Origin of the sequence: Actinokineospora iranica, assembly GCF_900101685.1 — a bacterium.
GTDB lineage: Bacteria > Actinomycetota > Actinomycetes > Mycobacteriales > Pseudonocardiaceae > Actinokineospora > Actinokineospora iranica.
In genome coordinates this window covers 209332-230067 of record NZ_FMZZ01000009.1, presented here as the reverse complement: position 1 = coordinate 230067, position 20736 = coordinate 209332, and the positions used below count along the sequence as shown (strand labels likewise).

Sequence of the window (20736 nt, the reverse complement as noted above, 5' to 3'; positions counted from 1 at the left end):
CACCAGAACGCTTTCCTGGGATCGGTCTGGAAACTTTGAACCCTGGAAACGAACAAAGGCTCGTGGGCAGTCGATGTCCATTATCTGTCCGGATGACGTTGCGCCGACCGAATGACTTTCAATCTTCTTTCAGTGCGCTTGCCGCCTTCCTGCGGCTACACTCAGCGAACACAGAACGTCGCACCGATGTGACTGCCCGTGTTGGCGGTGATCCATCGGGGCCCAGCTTTAGGGGTGAAGCTGGTGGACACACTGTTCGGGATCTTGGGGACGACCTCGCTGCGGATCGACGGAGAACCGCGCGACGACTGGGGACCACCTCGCCAGCGGGCGATACTCGGCGCCCTCCTGGTGAACGCGGGGCAGTCCATGTCCATCACCCAGCTGCTCACCTGGGCCTGGCCGCAGGACGCGCCGCTGCCCCGGCACCCCCGAACGACCCTGGACTCCTACGCGACGAAGATCCGACACACGTTGGAGCGGCTGGGGCTGCCCGACGAACTGCACGGAAAAAACGGCGGGTACCGATTTGAGGTCGACCGGCAGTTGATCGACTACCACCGCTTCCGCGACCTGATGGCCTCGGCCCGGCGCCATGTCCGAGACGGTGATCCCGAGCAGGCTTCCGCCGTCGCGGCGCGTGCGTTGCACCTGTGGCGCGGCCCGTTCCTGGAAGACCTGCGCAGCGAGCCCGCGGGCACCTGGCGAACGCGGGTCGCCGCCGACGAACTCGCGCCCGCGCACGCGACTTTCCTCGAGGCGCGGTTCGAGCTCGGCGAGTACGACGAGGTTCTGGCGAACCTGCACAACGCGCAGGTCGACTATCCGCGCGACCTCACGTTGGTGAAGCTGCGCCTGTCCACGCTGCGCAAGCTCGCCCGGGACAACGAGGCCACCTCTTACTACTTGACGACCTGGAAGGCGCTTCGCGAAGACGGCGACGAACAAGCGGCGGAGCACCTGCGCGGCCACCATGAGCGCCTACTGGCCGAAGCGACCCGCCGCCCCGTCCCGCCGCCCGCCGCCCCGGCCGACGCCGGGCGGATGCGCCCGCGCGGGCTGCCACACGACCTCATCGACTTCTGCGGCCGCCGCGACCTCCTGCGGGAGTTGGACGCGGCCACGACCACGGCCGACGGCGAACTCCTGCGCGGCGTTGTCATCCTCGACGGCATGGGCGGCGTCGGCAAAACAGCCCTCGCCGTCCACTGGGGACACCGGGTGCGCAGCCGATTCTCCGGCGGCGAACTGTTCGTCAACCTGCACGGCTTCTCCGCCGACTCGGTGGTGGGGCATGACGCGGTCGTGGAGGACTTCCTCATCGCCCTCGGCAAGCAGCCGGACAAGACGACCTCACCCCGGTCCCGGGAAGTCCTTCTCCGGCAAGCCCTCGCCGACCGCCACACGCTGGTGATCCTCGACAACGCCAGGGATTTCGCCCACATCAAAAATCTCGTCCCGCTGTTGTCCGACTGCCTGGTGATCGTCACCAGCAGGCGCCGCCTCACCAGCCTGAGCGCATGGAGCGGAGCACGGCGGGTCCGTGTCAGCCCGATGTCCCGCCCCGAGGCGGAAGCGCTCGTGGCCCTCCGGCTGGGTTCCCGCCGCCAGGAAGTCAACGCGGACTGGCTAGCGGCCTGCGGCGGCCTGCCCCTGGTGATCAACCTGGCGGCCGAACACCTGGCGACCCATGGCGACGGCTGGCCGCCCGCGGCGACCACACAGGACAAACGACGGATGCTGCTCGACATTGGCGAGGACGGCGACGGCGCGAACTCCCCTCGGGCGATTCTCACCTGGTCGTACCTGGTGTTGGACGAGCCGACGCGCCTGGCGTTCCGGCGGCTGGGCCTGCATCCCGGAGCGGATTTCGGGTTCGACGCCGCCATCGCCTGTGTCGCGCGCACCGCGGAGGAAACCCGCGTCGCGCTCACCCATCTGGTCGCAGCGCATCTGCTCCACCCAGCCGAAACCTCGGGCCGCTACCGGTTTCACGACCTGCTGTGGGAACTCGCCGCGAAGCAAGCCGCGGTCGACGAATCGCCTGCCGAGAAACACGACACCGAGCGGCGAATCCTGGACTTCTACCTGCGCAGCGCGGTGAACGCCGACGCGATCCTGTATCCAGGACACCGGAAACCGCCTCCGCTGTCCACCACGTCCATCGTGACCCCCGTGGCCTTCACCGACCCCGCCATCGCGCAGGCCTGGTTCGCCCGAGAGCGGGCCAACCTCAACGCGGCGCTGGAAATGGCCGCGCGAACCGGTCACCACGGCCATGCGTGGCGCCTCGCGCACACGATGCAGACCTACTACGACCGACACGGCCACCACCGTGACGGCATGGACGCCCGCAAGACCGCGGCGGAGGCGGCGCGACTCGACGGGCAGCGCGAAGCGGAAGCTTCCTCGTTGTTCGACGTGGGAAGGGCGTTACTCGACCATGGCGAACTCACCGAGGCGCAGTCGTATCTTGAGGCGGGCAGGCGGTACGCCGAAGAAGAACGACACGACCAGGCGATGACCGCCGTGCTCAACCAACTGGGCCGGTTGGAATCCCTGCGCGGCAACCAGCACGCGGCGATCCAGTTCTTCCAGCAGTGCCTGAGCATCGCCAGAAAGACCGACGACAACGAGGCGCTGTGCTGGGCGCACTGCAATATCGGAGCCGCCTTTCGCGCGATCGGCCGTCTCGATGAAGCCACCTTGCACCTGCACCAGGCCCAGTACATCGCCGAACGCGACAACAACCGGTCAGCCCTCGCAAGCACCCTGATCCGCCTAGCCCTGATCCACCGTGATCACGCGGACACCGCGGTAGCCGCGGGGTATGCGACCCAGGCTCTCGCTATCGCGGAAGCCATTCCCGATCTTCCACTGGTCGCCGAGATCAGCGTCGAATCGGCCGCCATGCACGCGGCAGGCACCCGCGCGGCGGCCATGGAGCACGCCCGCAAGGCGGTCGATGTGTGCACGAGCATCCACCACATCCCCTTTCTCGCGCGTGCTCTCGACATCCTCGCCGGGGTGCTTCTCGCACAGGGCGAGCCAACCGAGGCGACAGTGGCCTGGCGGCGCGCACAGCAGATCTACCTGCAGATGAACAACGCCGCCCAGGCGACGCTCGTGCAGGCCAAACTGGATAAACTGCCCGCCCACATTCCCCTGCCCACGGCACGGACGAAAACCAGCCTCGCCAACCAGCCACCCCAGGGCGACAGCATCACCTCCTGAACAGCAAAAGGTGAACTCTTCTCGCTTATAGCGGCAACCCCCGACAGGGCAGGCCCAAATAGCCCCAGCCGCGCCTCTCTACTCACGCAGGAGTAGAGTCATATGCACAGTGGCACGCACGCACGCCGCAACAGCATCTACTCATGCGGTTCCCCCAACCCAAGAACAGGGGGCCCGCGGAGGCTTCTCGAATCGCGAAGGGGTTTCACTTGTTCGTCAAGGCCGTTCTCGTCGCCTTCATGCTGGCAGCGGCGACACCCGCGGTCGCTCTCGCGACCGCGCGCACCCCCTCGACACCGAAGAATCTGGCCAACGTGGACACCAAATCCTCCGGGGCCACCCTGGACCAGACGACCGCGCCGTGCGGCCTGGAATGGTGGACCATCCACAGCACGCCGGTGTGACCAGTCAACAACCGGACACCGCCCCTCATTCTGGCGCGAACGCCGCGAGGCGACGCGCCATGTCCCCTTGCGACAAGGCACAGAACGCGGACATCTCCTTGATGACAGCGAAATCGAGAAGGGCGATTCCGGTGCCGGTCGTGTCGTTGTCGAGCCGATAGCGGGCCCATCGGCGCAATGGGCGCAATTCCGCTTGCCGATCCTCGACGACACTCCGCAAGTCGACTTGCAACACCAGGTTCTCCAGATCGATAGCGGCGCGCTGCAGTGCCCGCGTGAGCAGTTCCGGAGCCGAGACACGCAAGGCACGACAGATCTCGACAAAGCGCACCACGGTGCAGTTTCGCTGACCCAGCTCGTATGTGGACAACGTCTGCGTCTGAATCGCGTCCTCCAACACCGCCACGAGTTCCGCGCGCGTCCAGCCCGCCGCGGCGCGGGCTCGGCGGAGTTCTTCGCCAAGCGTGCGGGCGAGCTGCTCGCTCATCGACATGGTGCCTTCGCCGTCCATCGGGCGCTCTCCTTTGAAAACTATGGGCAACCAGTGAGCCTGGAGCAGGGTTCCATCCGGACGCAACGTTGTGTATTGACGTAGTCCAGACGCGTTCGGCCGGATTACGTGTAGCCGAGAGCCGCGCAGGGCAGCCGTGTGCCACCGCGTCGCGAGAAGGGCCATACCAGCTCCTCGCCTGCTCAGCGGACAAACAATTCCATCATGTGCACACCCGGGGCAGCGAGAGGCCATTCGTGCGATATGGATCAAATGAGATCACCTAGGGTGACATTTGCTGCGATCATCACGAGAATGTAAGAATAACTACTGCCGGTGTGGGTAGTTTTTCTCCATAATGTTCACCAAGTTGTGTGGATCGGCTAATGCCGCCGCGCCGGGACCCGCCCACACAGAGTCGCTGTCGGCGCAGGGCACGTCCCCCAGATGCCAACCGACGCGGTCCCATCGGCGGCGGCACCCGATCGGAGTACTCCACTGCCTCCGGCGGTGAGCCGACCACCTATCCAACCTACCGGCCCAGCACGGGCGTGGAGTTATCCACAGCCCCGAGCGTGTACGGGTGCGCCACTAGGGACGACCGTGGTCCACTGAACAGGACTTATTCAGGGAGGGAGTCCTGGTGGCGAACACAGACCGTGCCTTTGTGGACATCGGGGACGCGTTGACCGCGTTCCTCGCGGCGGAGGGGCATTTGCCCGCTGGGCGGGTTGTCACCCATGCGGTAATCGTTTTCCGGACTCTTGAAGTCGGCTCCGACGGGCGGGCTTCGACACGGCGTGGCCGGTGCTATCCGCTGGGAGAGTTGGACCCGACGATGGAGCGGGGAATGCTCGACGACGCGCTGCACGACGCGCGGAAGGAACGGGGGTAGCGCCACCCGGGCAGGCAGGCGCTTTCGCGAACGCGCCGGTGAGGACGGTTCCGGTCCAGCTCACCTGGACAGTGGCGACCGTACGCTCGATGACGCGTTCCTGTTCACCAGTTTGGCAACCCCGCGGCAAGCCGACATAAGCGGGAGCGCCCGGCCCCGCACGGTAGCCGAGCCCGCAGCGAAGATTTGTCGTGCCAGTCCCCGACCTGCGACTTCAGGCCGACATCCGCACGGCTTGCCCGAGAGCACACCCACCCGCAGGCGCCGCATCCTGGCTCGCCGCGGGCATCCTGCGGTAGCCGCAGCCACCTTGTCCGTCCAGGACAACGGATTCCGACATCGCGATGACCGCCGTGGCCCGCTCGTGGGCGCGGGCGCCTACTCCTCGGACTCGGTGTCCCGGCTGTCGGACTGGTGTTCCGGCTCGCTCAGGGTGGCGCCTTGGCGGTAGCGCTCGAGGATGGTGGGGGACGAGGTGGGGAGGGGGCGCGGGTCGATGAAGGCGCGGAGCATCTCGGTGACCGCGACGAGTTGGGGCTCGTTGAGCAGGAGCAGCAGGTCGCGGGCCTCGTCGACCGAACCGGCCGGGCGGCCCGCGCGGGCGGGCTCGTAGGCCGTGGGGTCCAGGCCTGCCAACTCCAGGGCTACGAGCGGGTTCGCGCTGACCGCGAGGGCCGCGCTGATCACCGTTGTCGATTTGGGGCGCACCGGCCTGCCGTCCGAGCGGCCCCCGTTTTCCAGGTGCTGCCACGCGGTCCGGGAGAACCGCGCCTTGGCCGCCGCCTGCTTCTGCGACAGGCGCAGCGCCTTGCGCGCGTCCTTGAGCCACGGGCCCAGCGGCCACTCTGTCTCGGAATCACCTTTCCGCCCCGTCATGGAACGAATGATCTCGCACGTCAGGCCCCGTGACGACGGCAAAACGCGCTTGCTTGTTTGTTGCTGATTGTTGTCGTACTGTAGGCAGTGTGAGCACGGCATCGGCGACCGGAATCCGCTGCCGCACCGCCCCTCGGCGGCGCGGTCGCCCGAGCCTGCCCACCTGGCGCTCAGCGAATCCGGGATGTGCGGCGACGCGACGACACCGGGTGGACGGTTGGTCGGAGATGCCGCGCGGAGACGATCGGCACCGGGGACGCGCACCGGCGCGAGCCGTCGGCGGTGGCGTGGATGGCCGCTCCGCTCAGGCCGGGCACGATGGGCCGCTGGGCCGGTCGGCGTCCTGGACGGACAGGTCGGTGAGTCGGGGCGCTGAGGCACACCGAGGGCGGCGAGCCGCCGAACACCACAGCGGCCCGCCGCCCTCGTTCCCGCTAAAGCGGGGTCACTACGGGGAAACCGGAATCCGGACCCGGCGGACGATCACGTTGCCGAACACGAGCGCGATGGTCGTGCACAGCGCCGGAAAGGCGCCGATGACGAAGACCACCGCCACGAACGCGACGAGCAGGACCAGCGCGCGCAGCGTCGGCCCCCACCCGTCCCGGACGACCTCGCGAACCCAGGCCAGCCACTCCGTGTCCGGCTTGGCGTCGACCTCGCGGGTCAGCAACTCGTCCAGGGAGACAACGTTGTCCGGGGCGTCCGGAATCACCCGATTGGTCTCCCCATCCTCTGGATTCTCACCAGCGGATGCTTGTAGGTTCACCTGGCTTGTGCTCCTCTCGCGAATGGGAATCCACAGGCGCCAGTGCGGCTCCCCGGGAGGACGGGGAGCCGCACGAGTCTTGACGCCTCGGGACACATCATGCTGAACCCTTCCTGGCCGCTTTCCACCTACGGGCGGGTACACGACGAGCGGCGAAGATCAGCGGTAAACGGCACCCGGCTATCAGGCCAAAGGAAGCGACTACGGCCGGTTAGCGATTTCACTCGTTAGCGCCCGGCCCAGACGCCCGGCAAGTCCCCCGGTAGGCGGAATCCGTTTCCCGTCCACCCACCCAGGCGAGTCTCAGTGTCCCCCGCAGGGATTCCCGCCCCCGAAAGTGGAAACGCGGATCGCGCCAGGAAGTGGCGCGAACGCAGGCGATCATCCCATGACCGAGCTGGCCGCCGTGTCGCATCCGGCGGGCCGCGAGACCATCGGCGCTGTCGGCTTGGCGCCGCGTGCGAGACCTGCCCGAGCAGGGGCCGCGTGGTCCTGGCGGTGACGGATGGTCGCATCGACCTGCCGGTGTATCCGCGCCTGGTTGTTCTCGTACCCTGCCAGGTACTCACGAAGATCAGTCCGAGGAGTGTGGGACGCGGATGACCGCCCCGTATCAGAAGCCGCCCGTGACCGAGGCCATGCGCGAGCAGGCCAAGATGATGCCCAACAGCTGGCTGCCCGTCGCCTTCGACCTGGATCAGGACGGGACCCTCCAGTCCAACGAGGTCATGGGCCGCTACCGGGTGGACATCTACGGGGAGATCACCGACGAGTACGTGCCGAATCCGCGCTACCTGGCCCTGCCCCCGCCGCCGGTGTCGGCGGAGTTGCGGGAGTTGGCGCGCTCCCATGCGGGCGGTTGGGTAGAGGTGGTCGACCCGGCGCACTCCGGCCCGGACGTGCCGCCCAGTGCTGTGGTCGGCCGCTATCCGGTCGACTCGACGGGGTCCATTGTGGAGCTGTTCGAGGCGAACCCGGACTACCGGCCGTCGCCGCTGGCGCTGGGCTGGCCCGTGCCGCGCTCGGAGCTGGAAGCGATCATGCAGCGCGCGCACATCGGGCAGGGGGACATGGACGACGTCCGACAGGCCGCGCTCACCGCCGAGCTCGTGCTGCCCGCCGACCCGACCCGTCCCGAGGGCGAGCACCTGGTGCCGCGCGACGGTGCGGACCGCAGGATCGTGGACGCGTTCGTCGCGGACAGCGCGACCCCGGAGGACTGGCCGCCGCACTGGCAGCGGTTGACCGGGGCGGCGGTGGCCGCGCTGGTCGACAAGCTCGGCGAGCCGGTCGACCTGCTCCTGCACGGCGCCCCCGACCTGCGCGTCCAGATCCCGGGGAACGCGCTGCGGGCGGCGGCTCAGCCCAGCTGAGTGCTGTGCCGGGCGGCGATGGCGCGGGTGGCGGGTTCCACGACGAACTCCGGGGACGCGCCGATGTGCTCGTGCAGCAGGCGCAGGGCCTTGTCCAGCTCGCGGATGTGGACGCGTTCCATGATCTCGATGTGCTCGGCGATGGAGGTCTCGATGCGGCCCTCGATGATGAAGTCGTACATCCGCGCATAACGGATGCGTCGGTTCACCGCGACCAAAGCCTCCACTAGCTCCGGGTTTCCCGACGCGGCCAGGAGCGCGGCGTGGAAGCGCTTTCCAGCGACTTAGGAAGGGGGGTTCTTCCGGCTCCCCGGCACTTCATGTCGATCACATGCCCCCGGTAACGAGGTCAGCGGGATTCGCTCAACACGAGTCGCCGCCGGAGTCGTCGGCCCCGCGGGCGATATCGGCCAAACGGCCCAACGCGGCGGCGAGCACCGGCAGCGGCGGCGCGGCCAGCGCCAACCGCACCGCGTGCGGCGCCCGCGCGGCGCCAACGGCGAACGCGGCCGCGGGCGTGACCGCGATCCCGTGCCGGGCGGCGGCGGCCACGAAGGTCTCGGCCCGCCAGTGTTCGGGCAGCACCCACCAGCAGTGATAGGCCCGAGGGTCGGCGTGCACGGCGAACCCGGCGAGGCGTTCGGCGAGCAGCGCCTGCCGAGCCTGCGCGTCGGCGCGTTTGTCGGCTTGGAGCCGGGCCGCGGTGCCGTCGGCGATCCACCCGCGGGCCGCTTCCAGGGCGAACCGCTGCGCCGCCCAGCCACCGGACCGATTCGCGGCCGCCACCCGCGCGTGCAGCCGCGGTGGGACCACGGCGAACCCGAGGGTCAGCCCCGGCGCGAGCCGCTTGGACAGGCTGTCCACCAGGACACCAAGCTCGGGCACCAGCGCCGACACCGGCGGGTCATCGTGCAGAAACCCGTAGATGCCGTCCTCGACGAGCGGGATCTCGCGGTCGCGCAGCACATCGGCGATCGCCGCACGCCGCTGGGCACTCATCGAGACTCCGAGCGGATTGTGCAGCGCCGGTTGCAGATAGAGCGCCCGCAACGACCCGCTCACCGCGTCCGGCACGACCCCCTGATCATCCATCGCCAGTGGCACCAACTGGATCGACAGCCGAGCCGCGATGCCTTTGACCACCGGGTAAGTCAGCGCCTCGACCCCCAGCCGCTCCCCCGGCGGCACCAGCGCGGCGAGAACGGCCGCGATCGCCTGCCGCCCCGTGCCCGCGAACAGGACGTCATCCGGCCTCGGCGCCCATCCCCCACGGGCCAGCAGGCCCGCCGAGACCTCCCGCGCCCGCGCCGTCCCCTCCGTCCCAACTGGACGGACAGCCGCCGCCATGGCGTCCGGCCGCAGCGTCGCCCGCAGGCTCTCCGCCAGCATCGCGGGATGCTCGGGAAGCACAGGGAAGTTCAACTCAAGATCGACCCGCGCCTGCCGGGGCTCGGCCAGCGCGATCTCCGGCGGCGGCTCCCCCGTCCGAACGAACGTCCCCCGGCCGACCTCGCCCACCACCAGCCCGCGCCGCGCCAGTTCCGCGTACACCCGGGACGCCGTGGACACCGCGATGCCGTGCGCCCGCGCGAAGCGACGCTGCGTCGGCAACCGCTCTCCCGGCCGCAACGTCCCCCGAGCGATCTCGGCGGCGAGCGCGTCGGCCATCTCGCGGTAGTCCATCATTGCTCCGAGGGCATTGTTTTCATTGCACCGAGATACTGCCCTCGTTACCGTCGTCCTGACAAGAGAGGACGACATGACAATCGCTTACGACGGCATGGCTTACGACGACAAGGGCTCCGGCCCTGTCCTGCTCCTGGTGCACGGCCACCCCTTCGACCGGACGATGTGGCGCCCCCAGTTCGCCCATTTCGCCCCCCGCTTCCGCGTCCTGGCCCCAGACCTGCGCGGTTACGGCGAAACCCGACTCCCACCGGCCACGTCTTTCGCGGCATTCGCCGACGACTTGGCCGACCTGCTCGATTCCCTGGGCGTCGGCGAAACTGTCCTCTGTGGACTTTCCATGGGCGGTCAGATCGCCATGGAGTTCCACCGCCGGTTCCCCGACCGGGTCCGCGCCCTCATCCTGGCCGACACCACCGCCCGCGCGGAAACCCCGGACGGCCACCATGACCGCCTATCCATGGCCGACCGCCTGGAACGCGAGGGAATGGAGCCCTACGCCCGCGAAGTCCTCTGGAAAATGGTCGCCCCCGGAAACACCGAAGCCGCCGACCACGTCCTGCGCATGATGCTCGCCGCCCCGCCCAGCGGCGCCGCGGCCGCCCAGCGTGCCCGCGCCACCCGCCCGGACTACCGCCAAACCCTGCGCGGCGCGAGGGTCCTGACCGTGGTCGGCTCCGAAGACGAGTACACGCCCGTCGCCGAGGCCGAGCTGATCCCGGCGACCACCCGCGTGGTCATCCCCGGCGCCGCCCACCTCCCCAACCTCGAACGCCCTGACCAGTTCAACCGAGCCGTGGCCACGTTCCTCGACTCCCTGTGAGTCACACCGTCGCGGCCAACCGGGTGCCCTGGTCGATGGCGCGCTTGGCGTCAAGCTCGGCGGCCACGTCGGCGCCGCCGATGAGGTGGACGGGAATGCCCGCCGCGCGCAGGTCGTCGGCCAGGTCGCGGACGGACTCCTGCCCCGCGCAGATGACCACGGTGTCCACGGCGAGGATGCGGGGGCGTTCACGCTTGGCGCCGAAGGTGATGTGCAGGCCCCGGTCGTCGATGCGCTCGTAGTTGACGCCCGCGATCTGCTCGACGCGCTTGGCCTTGAGGGCGGCGCGGTGGACCCAGCCGGTGGTCTTGCCCAGGCCCGTGCCGATCCGGCCCTGCTTGCGCTGCAACAGGTAGACCTGCCGCGGGGAAGCCGAGGGCATCGGCTCGGTGAGGGCGCCCGCGGTGGCGTCCGGCTCGGTGACGCCCCACTCGTGCCGCCAGGCGGCGAGGTCGAGGGCGGGCGAGTCGGCGTGGGTCAGGAACTCGCTGACGTCGACGCCGATGCCGCCCGCGCCGATGACCGCGACCCGCTCGCCCACCGGCTTGCCGTGCCGAACCACGTCCACATAGGACAGCACGGACGGGTGGTCGACACCCGGGATGTCCGGCACCCTCGGGGTTACCCCGGTGGCGAGCACGACCTCGTCGAAGCCGGTCAGGTCAGCCGCCGTGACCCGGGTTTCCAGGTGCAGCCGCACACCGGCCAACTCGATCTGGCGGGCGTAGTAGCGGATCGTCTCGGCGAACTCCTCCTTGCCCGGGATGCGCCGCGCGATGCCGAACTGGCCGCCGATCTCCGACTCCGCCTCGAACAGGTCGACGCTGTGGCCGCGCTGCCCGAGAGTGACCGCCGCCGACAGGCCCGCCGGTCCCGCGCCGACGACGGCGATCTTCTTCGCCCGCCGGATCGGCAGCAGCACCAGCTCGGTCTCCCGGGCGGCACGCGGGTTGACCATGCAGGACGCCTTGCGGTTGCTGAAGATGTGGTCCAGGCACGCCTGGTTGCAGGCGATACAGGTGTTGATCTCGTCGGGGCGGCCCCGCTCTGCCTTGCGCACCCAGTCCGGGTCGGCGAGCATCGGGCGGGCCATCGACACCAGGTCGGCCTCGCCCCGGGCCAGGATCTCCTCGGCGACCTGCGGCATGTTGATCCGGTTCGTGGCGATCACCGGAATGGACACGTGCGGCCTGAACTTCGCGGTGACCGAGGCGAACGCCGCGCGCGGAACCGAGGTGGCGATCGTGGGCACCCGCGCCTCGTGCCAGCCGATGCCGGTGTTGATGATCGTCGCGCCCGCCGCCTCGATCTCCTTGCCCAGCGCCACGATGTCGTCCCAGGTCTGTCCATTCTCGACAAACTCGGCCATGGACAGCCGGTAGACGACGATGAAGTCCTCGCCGACCGCCTCGCGGGTGCGCCGGACGATCTCCACCGGGAGCCTGCGCCGGTTCTCCGGGGTCCCGCCCCAGCGGTCGGTGCGCTTGTTGGTGCGCGGGGCGAGGAACTGGTTGATGAAGTAGCCCTCGGAGCCCATGATCTCGACGCCGTCGTAGCCTGCTTCCCTTGCCAAGACAGCGCATTTGACGAAGTCGTCGATCTGCGCGCGAACGCCGCGATCGGACAGCGCGCGCGGCCGGAACGGGTTGATCGGCGCCTTGATCGCCGACGCGGACACGCTCAGCGGGTGGTAGGAGTACCGGCCCGCGTGCAGGATCTGCAGGGCGATCTTGCCGCCCGCGTCGTGCACCGCGTCGGTGACGACGCGGTGCCTGCGCGCCTCGGCGGCGGTGGTCAGCTTGGAAGCGAAGGGAAACAGCCAGCCCGAGCGGTTCGGGGCGTAGCCGCCGGTGATGATGAGGCCCACCCCGCCGCGCGCGCGTTCGGCGAAGTACTCGGCCAGGGCCGGGATGTCTCGGGCGCGGTCCTCCAAGCCGGTGTGCATCGACCCCATCACCACCCGGTTGCGCAGTGTGGTGAAGCCAAGGTCCACAGGGGACAGCAGGGTCGGGTAGTCGCTCATTGCCGGTCGCCTTTCTCCGCGCGCAGGGCCGAGATCACCTCGTCGCACCAGGACACGAGGCTTTCCTGCGCGGTGATGCCGCCGCGCAGGACGAGGTGCTGGTGCAGCCGCGTGCCGGTGAGCACGTCGGGGTGGGGGAAGTCGCGTTTTTCGATGGCCCGGTACAGGTCCAGGCGCTCGGCGTGCCGGTCGCGGTGGCGGACGACCTCGGCCAGGACGGCGTCCTCGTCGCCGAACGCGGTGCCGCGAATCTTGAGGGACAGGTCGCGCACGGTGGCCGCCGCGTCCGGCTCGGCAAGCCAGCGGGCCAGCTCGGCACGGCCGGGGGCGCCGACGGTGTAGACCTTCTTGTCCGGCTTGCCGTCCTGCGGCACGTGTTCGGCCGTCACCCATCCGGCGTCGTGCATACGCTTGAGGACGCGGTAGATCTGCTGGTGGGTGGCCTGCCAGAAGAACCCGATGGACTTGTCGAACCGCCGGGTCAGCTCGTAGCCGGTCCCCGCGCGCTCGCTGAGCGAGACGAGGATCGCGTGCTCCAGTGCCATGCCGAGCAATCTACATATGCACCTAGTTGCACTGCAACGAGACGCGTGTCTCTAGAACTCCTCGGCGATGCGGATGAGCGCGGCCTGCAACCGGGCCAGCTCGGCGGCGCCGATGAGGGCGCGCAGCTTGCGCTCGACCCCGTCGATCACGGCGAACGCGGTGGTCAGGGCGTCGTGCCCGCGCTCGGTGAAGACGATGAGCTTGGCCCGGCGGTCGACGGGGTCGGGCACCCGGCGCAGGAAGCCCCAGCCTTCGAGGTCGTCAACCAACTCGCCCATGGCCTGCGGCGTCATCACGGCCTTCTCGGCCAGCCGGGTCAACCGGATGCCCGCGTGCTCCATGTTGACGAACACGGCCGCGTGCGCGGGCCGGACCCGGTGGTCGACCCGCCGGGTCGCGTCGTTGATGTGATCGGCGAGGCGTTGATAGGCCTGGAACAGCAGCGCCCCGGTGTTGCGCTCCGGCCCGCGCGGCGGCGGTCCGGCAGGTCGCCCATTGCCATCCATGCTGCCTCCTCGTACTCTTCAGGCAGCATTATATTCAGGCAACCTGAACTTTCGGAGGCCTTCATGAACCGCGACCAGGTGTGGCGAGAGATCGCCGCGGCGCGACTCCGACTGGCTGATCTCCTGGACGACCTCCCCGCCGAGGACTGGGAGCGGCCGTCGCTGTGCGCGGGCTGGCGGGTGCGGGAGGTGGCGGCGCACCTGACCCTGTCCCCGCAGACCACCCTGCGCACGGTCCTGGTCGAGATGGCCCGGGCACGGGGCGACTTCGACAAGGTGGTCGACGTGACCGCCCGACGGCAGGCGAAACTCCCCACCGCCGAGATCGTGGCCCAGATCCGCGCGTTCGCCGACTCCCGCCGCTTCGCCCCCGGCAGCGGCCCGGTGACCACCTTGATGGACGTGCTGACGCACACGCACGACATCATGGTGCCGCTGAACCGCACGGTCCCCATCCCGACCGACGCCGCCCGCGCCGCGCTGGCCAAAGCCTGGTCGCTGGCCTTCGTCTTCGGCGGCCGCAAACGCTTCCGCGACCTACGCCTGACCGCGACGGACTCGACCTGGGCCGTGGGCACCGGCAAGGAGGTCAGCGGCCCGACGACCGCGCTGCTCCTGCTGGTGACCGGCAGGCAAGCCGCACTCGACCGCCTCAGCGGCGACGGCGTCGCGGTGCTCAAGTCCCGACTCTGAGCGCCGGGGACACGACAACCGGCCCTGAGGGACGCCGGTTCGGCCCGTTGTCCGGGGCGGCGGCAGGCCGAGCGAGAGCTCGAACGACTGCACCACCGGCGGCAGCGCGCGGGCCTGGGTCGCTGAATCGGCCACCCGGCGCGCGAACCCTCACCCGCCTCGGCACAGATCCAACTGAATCGGTGGTCGACCAGGAAGCAGCCACGGCCCAGCCGATCACGTTCGCGCCCACGCCGGTGGCCATCCGTCGAGCCGTCGAGCCGTCGAGCCCATGCCACCCGCCTCGGCCTGCCCAGGCGACCAGATGGTCAGATGATCAGGGCACCGCTCCCGGCGACACGCGCCGCCGCCGCACCCCGCCGACACACTCCGGCGCTCCAGCACAGCGCTCCGCCACTTCCGTACTTCCGTACTTCCGTACTTCCGTACTTCCGTACTTCGGCATGGAATCACCGTGCCATCCGACCACCTGCCTTTCCTCGGAACTCACCCTCGACAACGACACGACTTCGCAGGCCCTGCTCTGTTCCAGGCTATCGGCGCAGGTCATGCGCGGAAAGGAACGCGCGGCGCCTGTGGATAACTCGCGGGCACGGTTATCCGCAGAGTCGGCAGGGGGCAGGGGCCGGGGTGGGTGTGGCGGACAGGTAGGGCTTGAGGTGGTGGGCGATGGCCTCGGCCAGCATGGGGGGCACGGCGTTGCCGATCTGCTTCGCGACCTGGATTTTGGTGCCGCACCATTCAAAGGTGTCGGGGAAGGTTTGCAGGCGGGCGGCTTCCAGGTGGGTGATCGGGCGGTCGACGCGGTGGCCGTGCGGGCCGGGTTCCCACTGGGGGTGGAGGTACTGGCCTTTTTCCGGCTTGTAGAACTCGGTCCGGATGGTCAGTGACGGCTCATCCCAGCGCATCCGGCCCATGACGTCGGTGGTGCCGGTTTTCTTCTCGCGCCAGCAGCGGGGCAGGAGGTGGTCGGGCAGGTCGAACCGGCCGCCGCCTGGGGGAATGGCGCGGTAGCGCTCCAGGGACAGGGCGGTCGGGGTGCGGGCCAAGTGCAGGTCGGCGCTCTTGAAGCGGCCGGGGACGCGGTGGCCGAGGATTTCCACAGTGGAGTCCGGCAAGGTCTTGTGCGCCGGGTGCTCGGGCAATCCCTCCAGAACAGTGCGGACACCGTGCCAGCGGTCCCGGGAATGAGTGGGCGCGGGCAGCGGAATCGGGCCGACGCGGGAACCGATCACGAACGCGCGCTTGCGCCGCTGCGGAACGCCGAAATCGGCGGCGAGAAGCAGGCCGGGGGTCAGGTGGTATCCGTCGAGCAGGCCACCGGGGCGGGCTTCGGCGCGCAGCAGGGCGAACTCGGGCGAGGACAGGAACCGGTCGACGTTCTCGATGACGAACACCTTGGGGCGGGCGCCGCGGACGAACCGGAGGTACTGCTTCCACAGCTGGTTCCTCGGGTCGTCGACGTCGCGGGAGCCGAGGTTGGAGAAACCCTGGCACGGGGGGCCGCCGATGATCAGATCGGCGGGCGGGATGTCGGTGACAGTGGTGATGTCGGCCCAGCGGACGTGATCCTCGCCGAAGTTGGCCGCGTAGGTGGCGGCGGCGTGCAGGTCCCATTCGACGGCGAGAACGGGGCGGTAGTCCCCTGCGGCTACGAAACCCGCGGTCATGCCGCCGCACCCGGCGAAGAGGTCGATCATGGTGAGGGCCACGGGGTCAGGCTAGCCGGCTTGGCTCTCGCATTCGCGCGGCTTGCTGGTTCCGTTGTCTGCTCGATGGGGTGGAGTGGCAGGAGGGCGGGTTTGCCGCTCCACTCCATCGAGCACCGGGCGAGCCCCGGGTGCGGAGAAAGCATCGCGAGACGCCTGAACCAGGCCTCGAACGCCTGCGCGGCCGCTTCTTTTCCGCCGCCCACAGCCCCCACAACAAACCCCGCCCACCCTGGGGGCCGAGCCCTGTTCCATCCTATCGTCGCAGGTCAGCGAGGGGAATAGGGGGAGCCGGGCCTGTGGATAACTCGCGATCATGGGGCGTGGAAGCTCAGTGGGGCACTTGGTGGCTGGTTGGCGAGAGTGGCTGGAGTGGGTGGGCTGGGCTGGGGCTGTCAGGTACGGAGACGGCGTTGGGTGACTAGGTGGTGGATGCGGGTGGCGGCGGCAGCGGGGTCCTCGTGTTCCCAGACTCGGACGACCGCCCAGCCTGCCGCGGTGAGTTTCGCGTCGGTGTCGCGGTCGCGGGTGCGGTTTTTCTCGATTTTGGCGCGCCAGAAGTCGGCGTTGCGTTTGGGCCAGGTGGCGTGGGTGGGGCAGCCGTGCCAGAAGCAGCCGTCGATGAAGATGGCTACTCGGGCGGGGGTGAAGATGACGTCCGCTTCTCTGCGGATGGCGGGGAGGGGGCGGCGGTGGAGTCGGTAGCGCAGGCCCAGGGCGTGCAGGGCGCGGCGTAGGGCCAGTTCGGTTCCGGTGTCTCTGGAGCGCTGCCTGCTCATGCGCAACCGGGTCGCCTCGGTCGTGTCCACGGGGGTCATTTTCTCCCGGGGGTCAGGGGAACAGGTTGTGGACCTGGGGCGCCAGGGTCGGTTGGGCCGCTGTGATCAGGGCGGGGAGCGCGCCTGCCAGCAGGGTGAGGAGTTCTTCCCGGGGGATGGGCTTGTCGCGGCCCCAGGTGAGGGTGGTGTCCTCCACGAAGCTGAACCAGCCGCGGATGACCAGGCGCAGGGCTGGGGTGACCTCGATCGGCCCCAGGGCCGCCACGGTGCGGTCGGCGAAGACGTCGCGGGTTTGCTCGTAGATCTCGATGAGGTAGTCGGCTCCCCCGGCCGAGCCGCGGAAGAGGGCCAGGTAGAGGTCTCTGCGGCGCTCGAGGAACGCCACGAAGGTGTCGAGAGTTTGCCGGAGTTGGTCGGCGGGGGGCGCGTCCGGGTCGGGGGTGGTGGCGCGGATGAGTCGGCGGGCGGCGGCGCTGACCACTGCCTGGTAGTAGTCGGTTTTGGTGGGGAAGTAGTGGAACAGCAGGCCGCGGGAGATGCCCGCCTCGGCGGCCACCTGGTCGAGGGGCAGTTCGTGGATGGGGCGTTTGGTCAGCATCCGCAGGCCGATGCCGATGAGCTGCTTGCGGCGGTCGGCCCCGCTGAGCCGTGCTGACTGGGTCACACCGCCCATCTTATTGAGCAACACTCAACGGCGCGCTAGGCTCGCCGTTAAGCATTGCTCAACTGCGAGGAGTTTGCCGTGGACTTCAGCCCCTCCAGCAAAGCGCGGGAGCACGTGGACCGGGTCGGCTCGTTCATCGAGCGGGAGATCGCCCCGGTCGAGGGCGACTACCTGCGCGAACTGCTCGCGCTCCCGGCCGAGGACCGGTGGCGGGTGCTGCCGGTCATCGACGAGCTCAAAGCCAAGGCGCGCGCGGCCGGGCTGTGGAACCTGTTCCTGCCCGATCACTCCGGCTTGTCCAATGTGGACTACGCGCCGGTCGCGGAGCTGATGGGGCGGTCGTTCATCGCCTCGGAGGTGTTCAACTGCAACGCCCCGGACAGCGGCAACATGGAAGTCCTGCACCAGTACGGCTCCGACGAGCAGAAACAGCGCTATCTGCGACCGTTGCTCGATGGGGAGATCCGGTCGGCGTTCTGCATGACCGAACCGGACATCGCCTCCTCGGACGCCACCACCATGGCGGCCACCGCGGTGGTCGACGGGGACGAGGTGGTGGTCAACGGCAGCAAGTGGTTCAGCACCGGCATCGGCCACCCACGCTGCGAGGTCATCCTGTTCATGGGACTGACCTACCCGGACGGCGAGCGCTACCGGCGGCACTCGATCGTCGCCGTGCCACGGCACGCGCCGGGGGTGACCGTCGAGCGGATGCTGCCGGTGATGGGCCGCCACGACGAGCCGTACGGGCACGGGCAGGTGCGCTTCGACAACGTCCGGCTGCCGGTCAGCGCGTTCGTCGCGGGGCCCGGCCGGGGCTTCGAGATCGGGCAGAACCGGTTGGGGCCGGGGCGGATCCACCACTGTATGCGGCTGATCGGGCTCGCCGAGGCTGCGTTGGAGGCGGCCTGTCGGCGCGGCGTCGAGCGGATCGCGTTCGGCAAGCCGCTGGTGAACCTGGGCGGCAACCGGGAGCGCATCGCCGAGGCGCGGATGGCGATCGACCAGGCGCGGCTGCTGGTGCTGCACGCCGCCTGGCTGCTCGACACCCAGGGCATCCTGGGCGCGCTCTCCCCGGTCTCGCAGATCAAGGCGGTCGTGCCGGCCATGGCGCAGAACGTCATCGACATGGCGATGCAGATGCACGGCGGCGCGGGCCTGTCCGACGACTTCCCGCTGGCGGGCGCGTGGACCGTCGCCCGCGCGCTGCGGCTGGCCGACGGCCCGGACGAGGTGCACCGCGGTGTCGTGGCCCGACTGGAGCTTGGCAAGTACGGGATGACCCGATGAGCGAGCGTGCGAGCGAACCATTGACACAGTGCGCAGGCTCGCGCGGCAACCGAATGAGTGAGGTTGACCGATGAGCCGGGTGCTGGTCACCGGAGCCGCGTCCGGGCTGGGCCGGGCGATGGCCGCGCGGTTCGCCGCCGCGGGCGCCCAAGTTCTGCTGACCGACGTCGACGAGGAAGCCGGAAAGGCCGCCGCGGCGGCGGAAAACGCGGCTTTCCTGCCGTTGGACGTGCGGGACGAGGCCGCCTGGCAGCGGGCGCGCGAGTGGGTGGAACGGGAGTGGGGCGGGCTCGATGTCCTGGTCAACAACGCCGGAGTGGCGGCTGCGGGCCGGATCGAGGCCGTCTCCGCCGAGGACTGGACCTGGATCACCGAGATCAACCTGCTGTCCGCGGTGCGCGGGTGCCGCGTGTTCGTCCCGCTGTTCAAGGGGTAGAACTCCGGGCACATCGTCAATGTCGCCTCGATGGCCGGGCTGCTGTCGCCGCCGTTCATGAGTTCCTACAACGTGACCAAGGCGGGCGTTGTGGCGCTGTCGGAGTCGCTGCGGCACGAACTCGAACCGTGGGGAATCGGGGTGACCGCGGTGTGCCCGGCGTTCGTGAACACCAACCTGGCGAACAGTTTCCGCTCCCCGGACCCGGCACTCGCCGAGATCAGCGCGAAGCTGATCCGCAACGGCAAGCTCACCGCGGAGGACATCGCCGAGCAGGTGCGCAAAGCGGTGCTGCGTAACAAGTTCCTGCTGCTGACCCACCGCGAGGGCCGGACCGCCTGGTGGGTTAAGCGGTTCGCGCCGCCGGTGTTCCGCCGGGAGATTTCCCGGGCCGCCCGTCGGCTGCGCGCCCGAATCGAGGAGACCCGATGACCCTGGACGAGCCCAAGCGCGTCCGCGACGAGGACGCGTTCGACGTCGAGGCGGTGCGCGACTGGCTCGCGCCGCACCTCGGCGGACAGACCGAAACCCCACTGGTGCGCCAGTTTTCCGGCGGCGCGTCCAATCTCACGTACCTGCTGCGCTACCCCGACCAGGACCTGATCCTGCGCCGCCCGCCCGCGGGCACGAAGGCGAAGTCGGCGCACGACATGGGCCGGGAGCACCTGATCCAGTCCCGGCTGAAGCCGGTTTTCCCGTATGTGCCGGACATGGTGGCGATGTGCGCGGACGAGTCGGTGATCGGCTCGGAGTTCTACGTGATGCGGCGGCTGCCGGGGGTGATCCTGCGCCGCGACCTGCCGTCCGGGGTCTCGCTCAGCCGCGAGCAGGCGGTAGGCCTGTGCCGGAACGTGCTGGACCGGTTGGCGGACCTGCATTCCGTCGACCCGGCGGCGGCCGGGCTGGCCGAGATCGGCAGGGGCGACGGGTATGTCGGCAGGCAGGTCGCGGGCTGGTCCGACCGGTTCCGCCGGGCCCGCACCCGCAACGTGCCCAGCTACGAGCGCGTGATGGCGTGGCTGGCGGCGAACCAACCCGCGGACGTGCGGTCGTGTGTGATCCACAACGACTACCGGTTCGACAACGTGGTGCTCGACCCTGACCGGCCGTGGCACGAACCCGGGGCCATCCAGGGCATTCTGGACTGGGAGATGGCCACCGTCGGCGACCCGCTGATGGACCTCGGCGGCGCGCTGGCCTACTGGATCGAGGCCGGTGAGGGGCCGCTCGCCAACGCTCTGCGGATGCAGCCGACCCACCTGCCGGGAATGCTGACGCGCCAAGAGGTTGTCGAGTACTACTGCGACCGGATGGGCCTGCCCACCGAGAACTGGCCGTTCTACCAGGTGTTCGGGCTGTTCCGGCTGGCCGTGATCGTGCAGCAGATCTACTACCGCTACCACCACCGGCAGACCCGCAACCCCAAGTTCCGCTTCTACTGGGTCGCGAGCCACTGGCTGCACCACCGCGCCCGGCAGGTGATCAAGCAGAGCCGTCGCTGACGGTGACACAAGGGGGTTTACATGGCGAAAGTGGGAAA

The 20736-nt window shown here is 69.2% G+C and carries 18 protein-coding genes and 2 pseudogenes; 9 read left to right on the top strand and 11 right to left on the bottom strand.

What is annotated here, in order from left to right; genetic code table 11:
• Window positions 1-243 precede the first annotated feature (243 nt).
• Entirely contained in the window at window positions 244-3234 is a 2991-nt protein-coding gene (locus BLS56_RS19620) for an AfsR/SARP family transcriptional regulator (RefSeq protein WP_139190824.1), read from the top strand.
• A gap of 209 nt (window positions 3235-3443) precedes the next feature.
• The gene (locus BLS56_RS19615) at window positions 3444-3638 is read left to right on the top strand and encodes a hypothetical protein (RefSeq protein WP_091452956.1); all 195 of its coding nucleotides are present in this window, start codon (window positions 3444-3446) and stop codon (window positions 3636-3638) included.
• Between the two features lie 25 nt (window positions 3639-3663).
• Here the strand turns inward: BLS56_RS19615 and BLS56_RS19610 are convergent, their stop codons facing one another.
• The gene (locus BLS56_RS19610) at window positions 3664-4149 is read right to left on the bottom strand and encodes a helix-turn-helix domain-containing protein (RefSeq protein WP_091452953.1); all 486 of its coding nucleotides are present in this window, start codon (window positions 4147-4149) and stop codon (window positions 3664-3666) included.
• A 622-nt stretch (window positions 4150-4771) separates the two neighbouring features.
• Here BLS56_RS19610 and BLS56_RS19605 point away from each other — a divergent pair.
• Window positions 4772-5023 carry a hypothetical protein gene (locus BLS56_RS19605; RefSeq protein WP_139190820.1) on the top strand — a complete coding sequence of 84 codons (252 nt, stop codon included), beginning with the start codon at window positions 4772-4774 and terminating at the stop codon, window positions 5021-5023.
• Between the two features lie 378 nt (window positions 5024-5401).
• On the opposite strand, the gene BLS56_RS19600 is transcribed toward BLS56_RS19605, so the two are convergent.
• On the bottom strand, window positions 5402-5899 hold the full coding sequence (locus BLS56_RS19600) for a helix-turn-helix domain-containing protein (RefSeq protein WP_175482931.1): 498 nt from the start codon (window positions 5897-5899) through the stop codon (window positions 5402-5404).
• A 448-nt stretch (window positions 5900-6347) separates the two neighbouring features.
• The gene (locus BLS56_RS19595; RefSeq protein WP_091452945.1) at window positions 6348-6614 is read right to left on the bottom strand and encodes a hypothetical protein; all 267 of its coding nucleotides are present in this window, start codon (window positions 6612-6614) and stop codon (window positions 6348-6350) included.
• Between the two features lie 653 nt (window positions 6615-7267).
• On the opposite strand from BLS56_RS19595, the gene BLS56_RS19590 reads away from it, so the two are divergent.
• Window positions 7268-8041 (top strand): type VII secretion system-associated protein, encoded by a 774-nt coding sequence (locus BLS56_RS19590; protein WP_091452942.1) that lies wholly within the window; start codon window positions 7268-7270, stop codon window positions 8039-8041.
• Here BLS56_RS19590 and BLS56_RS19585 read toward each other — a convergent pair.
• Together BLS56_RS19585 and BLS56_RS19580 are read right to left on the bottom strand one after the other, a co-directional pair.
• Window positions 8029-8304 (bottom strand): annotated as a pseudogene (locus BLS56_RS19585) (FCD domain-containing protein); the annotation flags it as partial. The gene BLS56_RS19590 and the pseudogene BLS56_RS19585 overlap by 13 nt on opposite strands.
• 100 nt (window positions 8305-8404) lie before the next feature.
• Window positions 8405-9727, bottom strand: coding sequence for an aminotransferase-like domain-containing protein (locus BLS56_RS19580; protein ID WP_228771768.1), 1323 nt, complete (start codon window positions 9725-9727; stop codon window positions 8405-8407).
• 73 nt (window positions 9728-9800) lie between these two features.
• Here BLS56_RS19580 and BLS56_RS19575 point away from each other — a divergent pair, with 73 nt between their 5' ends.
• Window positions 9801-10550, top strand: coding sequence for an alpha/beta fold hydrolase (locus BLS56_RS19575; protein WP_091452936.1), 750 nt, complete (start codon window positions 9801-9803; stop codon window positions 10548-10550).
• A gap of 1 nt (window position 10551) precedes the next feature.
• Here BLS56_RS19575 and BLS56_RS19570 read toward each other — a convergent pair whose 3' ends face one another.
• Genes BLS56_RS19570 through BLS56_RS19560 form a run of 3 tightly spaced genes read right to left on the bottom strand, consistent with a single transcriptional unit; the run spans window position 10552 to window position 13625 of the window.
• Window positions 10552-12573, bottom strand: a complete 2022-nt coding sequence (locus tag BLS56_RS19570; protein WP_091452934.1) for an NADPH-dependent 2,4-dienoyl-CoA reductase — start codon at window positions 12571-12573, stop codon at window positions 10552-10554.
• Entirely contained in the window at window positions 12570-13118 is a 549-nt protein-coding gene (locus BLS56_RS19565; protein ID WP_091452931.1) for a PadR family transcriptional regulator, read from the bottom strand. The genes BLS56_RS19570 and BLS56_RS19565 overlap by 4 nt, the downstream gene beginning before the upstream one ends.
• A 51-nt stretch (window positions 13119-13169) precedes the next feature.
• Window positions 13170-13625 (bottom strand): MarR family winged helix-turn-helix transcriptional regulator, encoded by a 456-nt coding sequence (locus BLS56_RS19560; RefSeq protein WP_091452928.1) that lies wholly within the window; start codon window positions 13623-13625, stop codon window positions 13170-13172.
• Window positions 13626-13688: 63 nt separating this feature from the next.
• On the opposite strand from BLS56_RS19560, the gene BLS56_RS19555 reads away from it, so the two are divergent.
• Entirely contained in the window at window positions 13689-14318 is a 630-nt protein-coding gene (locus BLS56_RS19555; RefSeq protein WP_091452926.1) for a maleylpyruvate isomerase family mycothiol-dependent enzyme, read from the top strand.
• 596 nt (window positions 14319-14914) lie between these two features.
• On the opposite strand, the gene BLS56_RS19550 is transcribed toward BLS56_RS19555, so the two are convergent.
• The 3 genes from BLS56_RS19550 to BLS56_RS19540 all read right to left on the bottom strand — a co-directional run bounded on the left by BLS56_RS19550 (window position 14915) and on the right by BLS56_RS19540 (window position 17470).
• Window positions 14915-16030, bottom strand: a complete 1116-nt coding sequence (locus BLS56_RS19550) for a DNA cytosine methyltransferase (protein WP_228771767.1) — start codon at window positions 16028-16030, stop codon at window positions 14915-14917.
• 392 nt (window positions 16031-16422) lie between these two features.
• Window positions 16423-16845: a very short patch repair endonuclease gene (locus BLS56_RS19545; protein WP_091452924.1), complete on the bottom strand. Its 423-nt coding sequence runs from the start codon at window positions 16843-16845 to the stop codon at window positions 16423-16425.
• Window positions 16846-16858: 13 nt separating this feature from the next.
• Window positions 16859-17470 (bottom strand): TetR/AcrR family transcriptional regulator, encoded by a 612-nt coding sequence (locus BLS56_RS19540; RefSeq protein ID WP_228771766.1) that lies wholly within the window; start codon window positions 17468-17470, stop codon window positions 16859-16861.
• A 78-nt stretch (window positions 17471-17548) separates the two neighbouring features.
• Between BLS56_RS19540 and BLS56_RS19535 the strand changes: the two genes are divergently transcribed.
• The 3 genes and pseudogenes from BLS56_RS19535 to BLS56_RS19525 all read left to right on the top strand — a co-directional run bounded on the left by BLS56_RS19535 (window position 17549) and on the right by BLS56_RS19525 (window position 20698).
• On the top strand, window positions 17549-18760 hold the full coding sequence (locus tag BLS56_RS19535; protein WP_091452919.1) for an acyl-CoA dehydrogenase family protein: 1212 nt from the start codon (window positions 17549-17551) through the stop codon (window positions 18758-18760).
• A gap of 70 nt (window positions 18761-18830) precedes the next feature.
• Window positions 18831-19628 (top strand): annotated as a pseudogene (locus tag BLS56_RS19530) (SDR family oxidoreductase).
• Window positions 19625-20698, top strand: a complete 1074-nt coding sequence (locus BLS56_RS19525; RefSeq protein WP_091452918.1) for a phosphotransferase family protein — start codon at window positions 19625-19627, stop codon at window positions 20696-20698. The pseudogene BLS56_RS19530 and the gene BLS56_RS19525 overlap by 4 nt, the downstream one beginning before the upstream one ends.
• The last annotated feature ends 38 nt before the right edge of the window (window positions 20699-20736 follow it).

What these genes read in the sequence shown, in the direction of transcription:
- BLS56_RS19610 (WP_091452953.1), bottom strand. Translation starts at nt 4,149, where the DNA reads ATGGACGGCGAAGGCACCATGTCGATGAGCGAGCAGCTCGCCCGCACG.
- BLS56_RS19600 (WP_175482931.1), bottom strand. Translation starts at nt 5,899, where the DNA reads ATGACGGGGCGGAAAGGTGATTCCGAGACAGAGTGGCCGCTGGGCCCG.
- BLS56_RS19590 (WP_091452942.1), top strand. Translation starts at nt 7,268, where the DNA reads ATGACCGCCCCGTATCAGAAGCCGCCCGTGACCGAGGCCATGCGCGAG.
- BLS56_RS19580 (WP_228771768.1), bottom strand. Translation starts at nt 9,727, where the DNA reads ATGATGGACTACCGCGAGATGGCCGACGCGCTCGCCGCCGAGATCGCT.
- BLS56_RS19575 (WP_091452936.1), top strand. Translation starts at nt 9,801, where the DNA reads ATGACAATCGCTTACGACGGCATGGCTTACGACGACAAGGGCTCCGGC.
- BLS56_RS19570 (WP_091452934.1), bottom strand. Translation starts at nt 12,573, where the DNA reads ATGAGCGACTACCCGACCCTGCTGTCCCCTGTGGACCTTGGCTTCACC.
- BLS56_RS19565 (WP_091452931.1), bottom strand. Translation starts at nt 13,118, where the DNA reads ATGGCACTGGAGCACGCGATCCTCGTCTCGCTCAGCGAGCGCGCGGGG.
- BLS56_RS19560 (WP_091452928.1), bottom strand. Translation starts at nt 13,625, where the DNA reads ATGGATGGCAATGGGCGACCTGCCGGACCGCCGCCGCGCGGGCCGGAG.
- BLS56_RS19555 (WP_091452926.1), top strand. Translation starts at nt 13,689, where the DNA reads ATGAACCGCGACCAGGTGTGGCGAGAGATCGCCGCGGCGCGACTCCGA.
- BLS56_RS19545 (WP_091452924.1), bottom strand. Translation starts at nt 16,845, where the DNA reads ATGACCCCCGTGGACACGACCGAGGCGACCCGGTTGCGCATGAGCAGG.
- BLS56_RS19525 (WP_091452918.1), top strand. Translation starts at nt 19,625, where the DNA reads ATGACCCTGGACGAGCCCAAGCGCGTCCGCGACGAGGACGCGTTCGAC.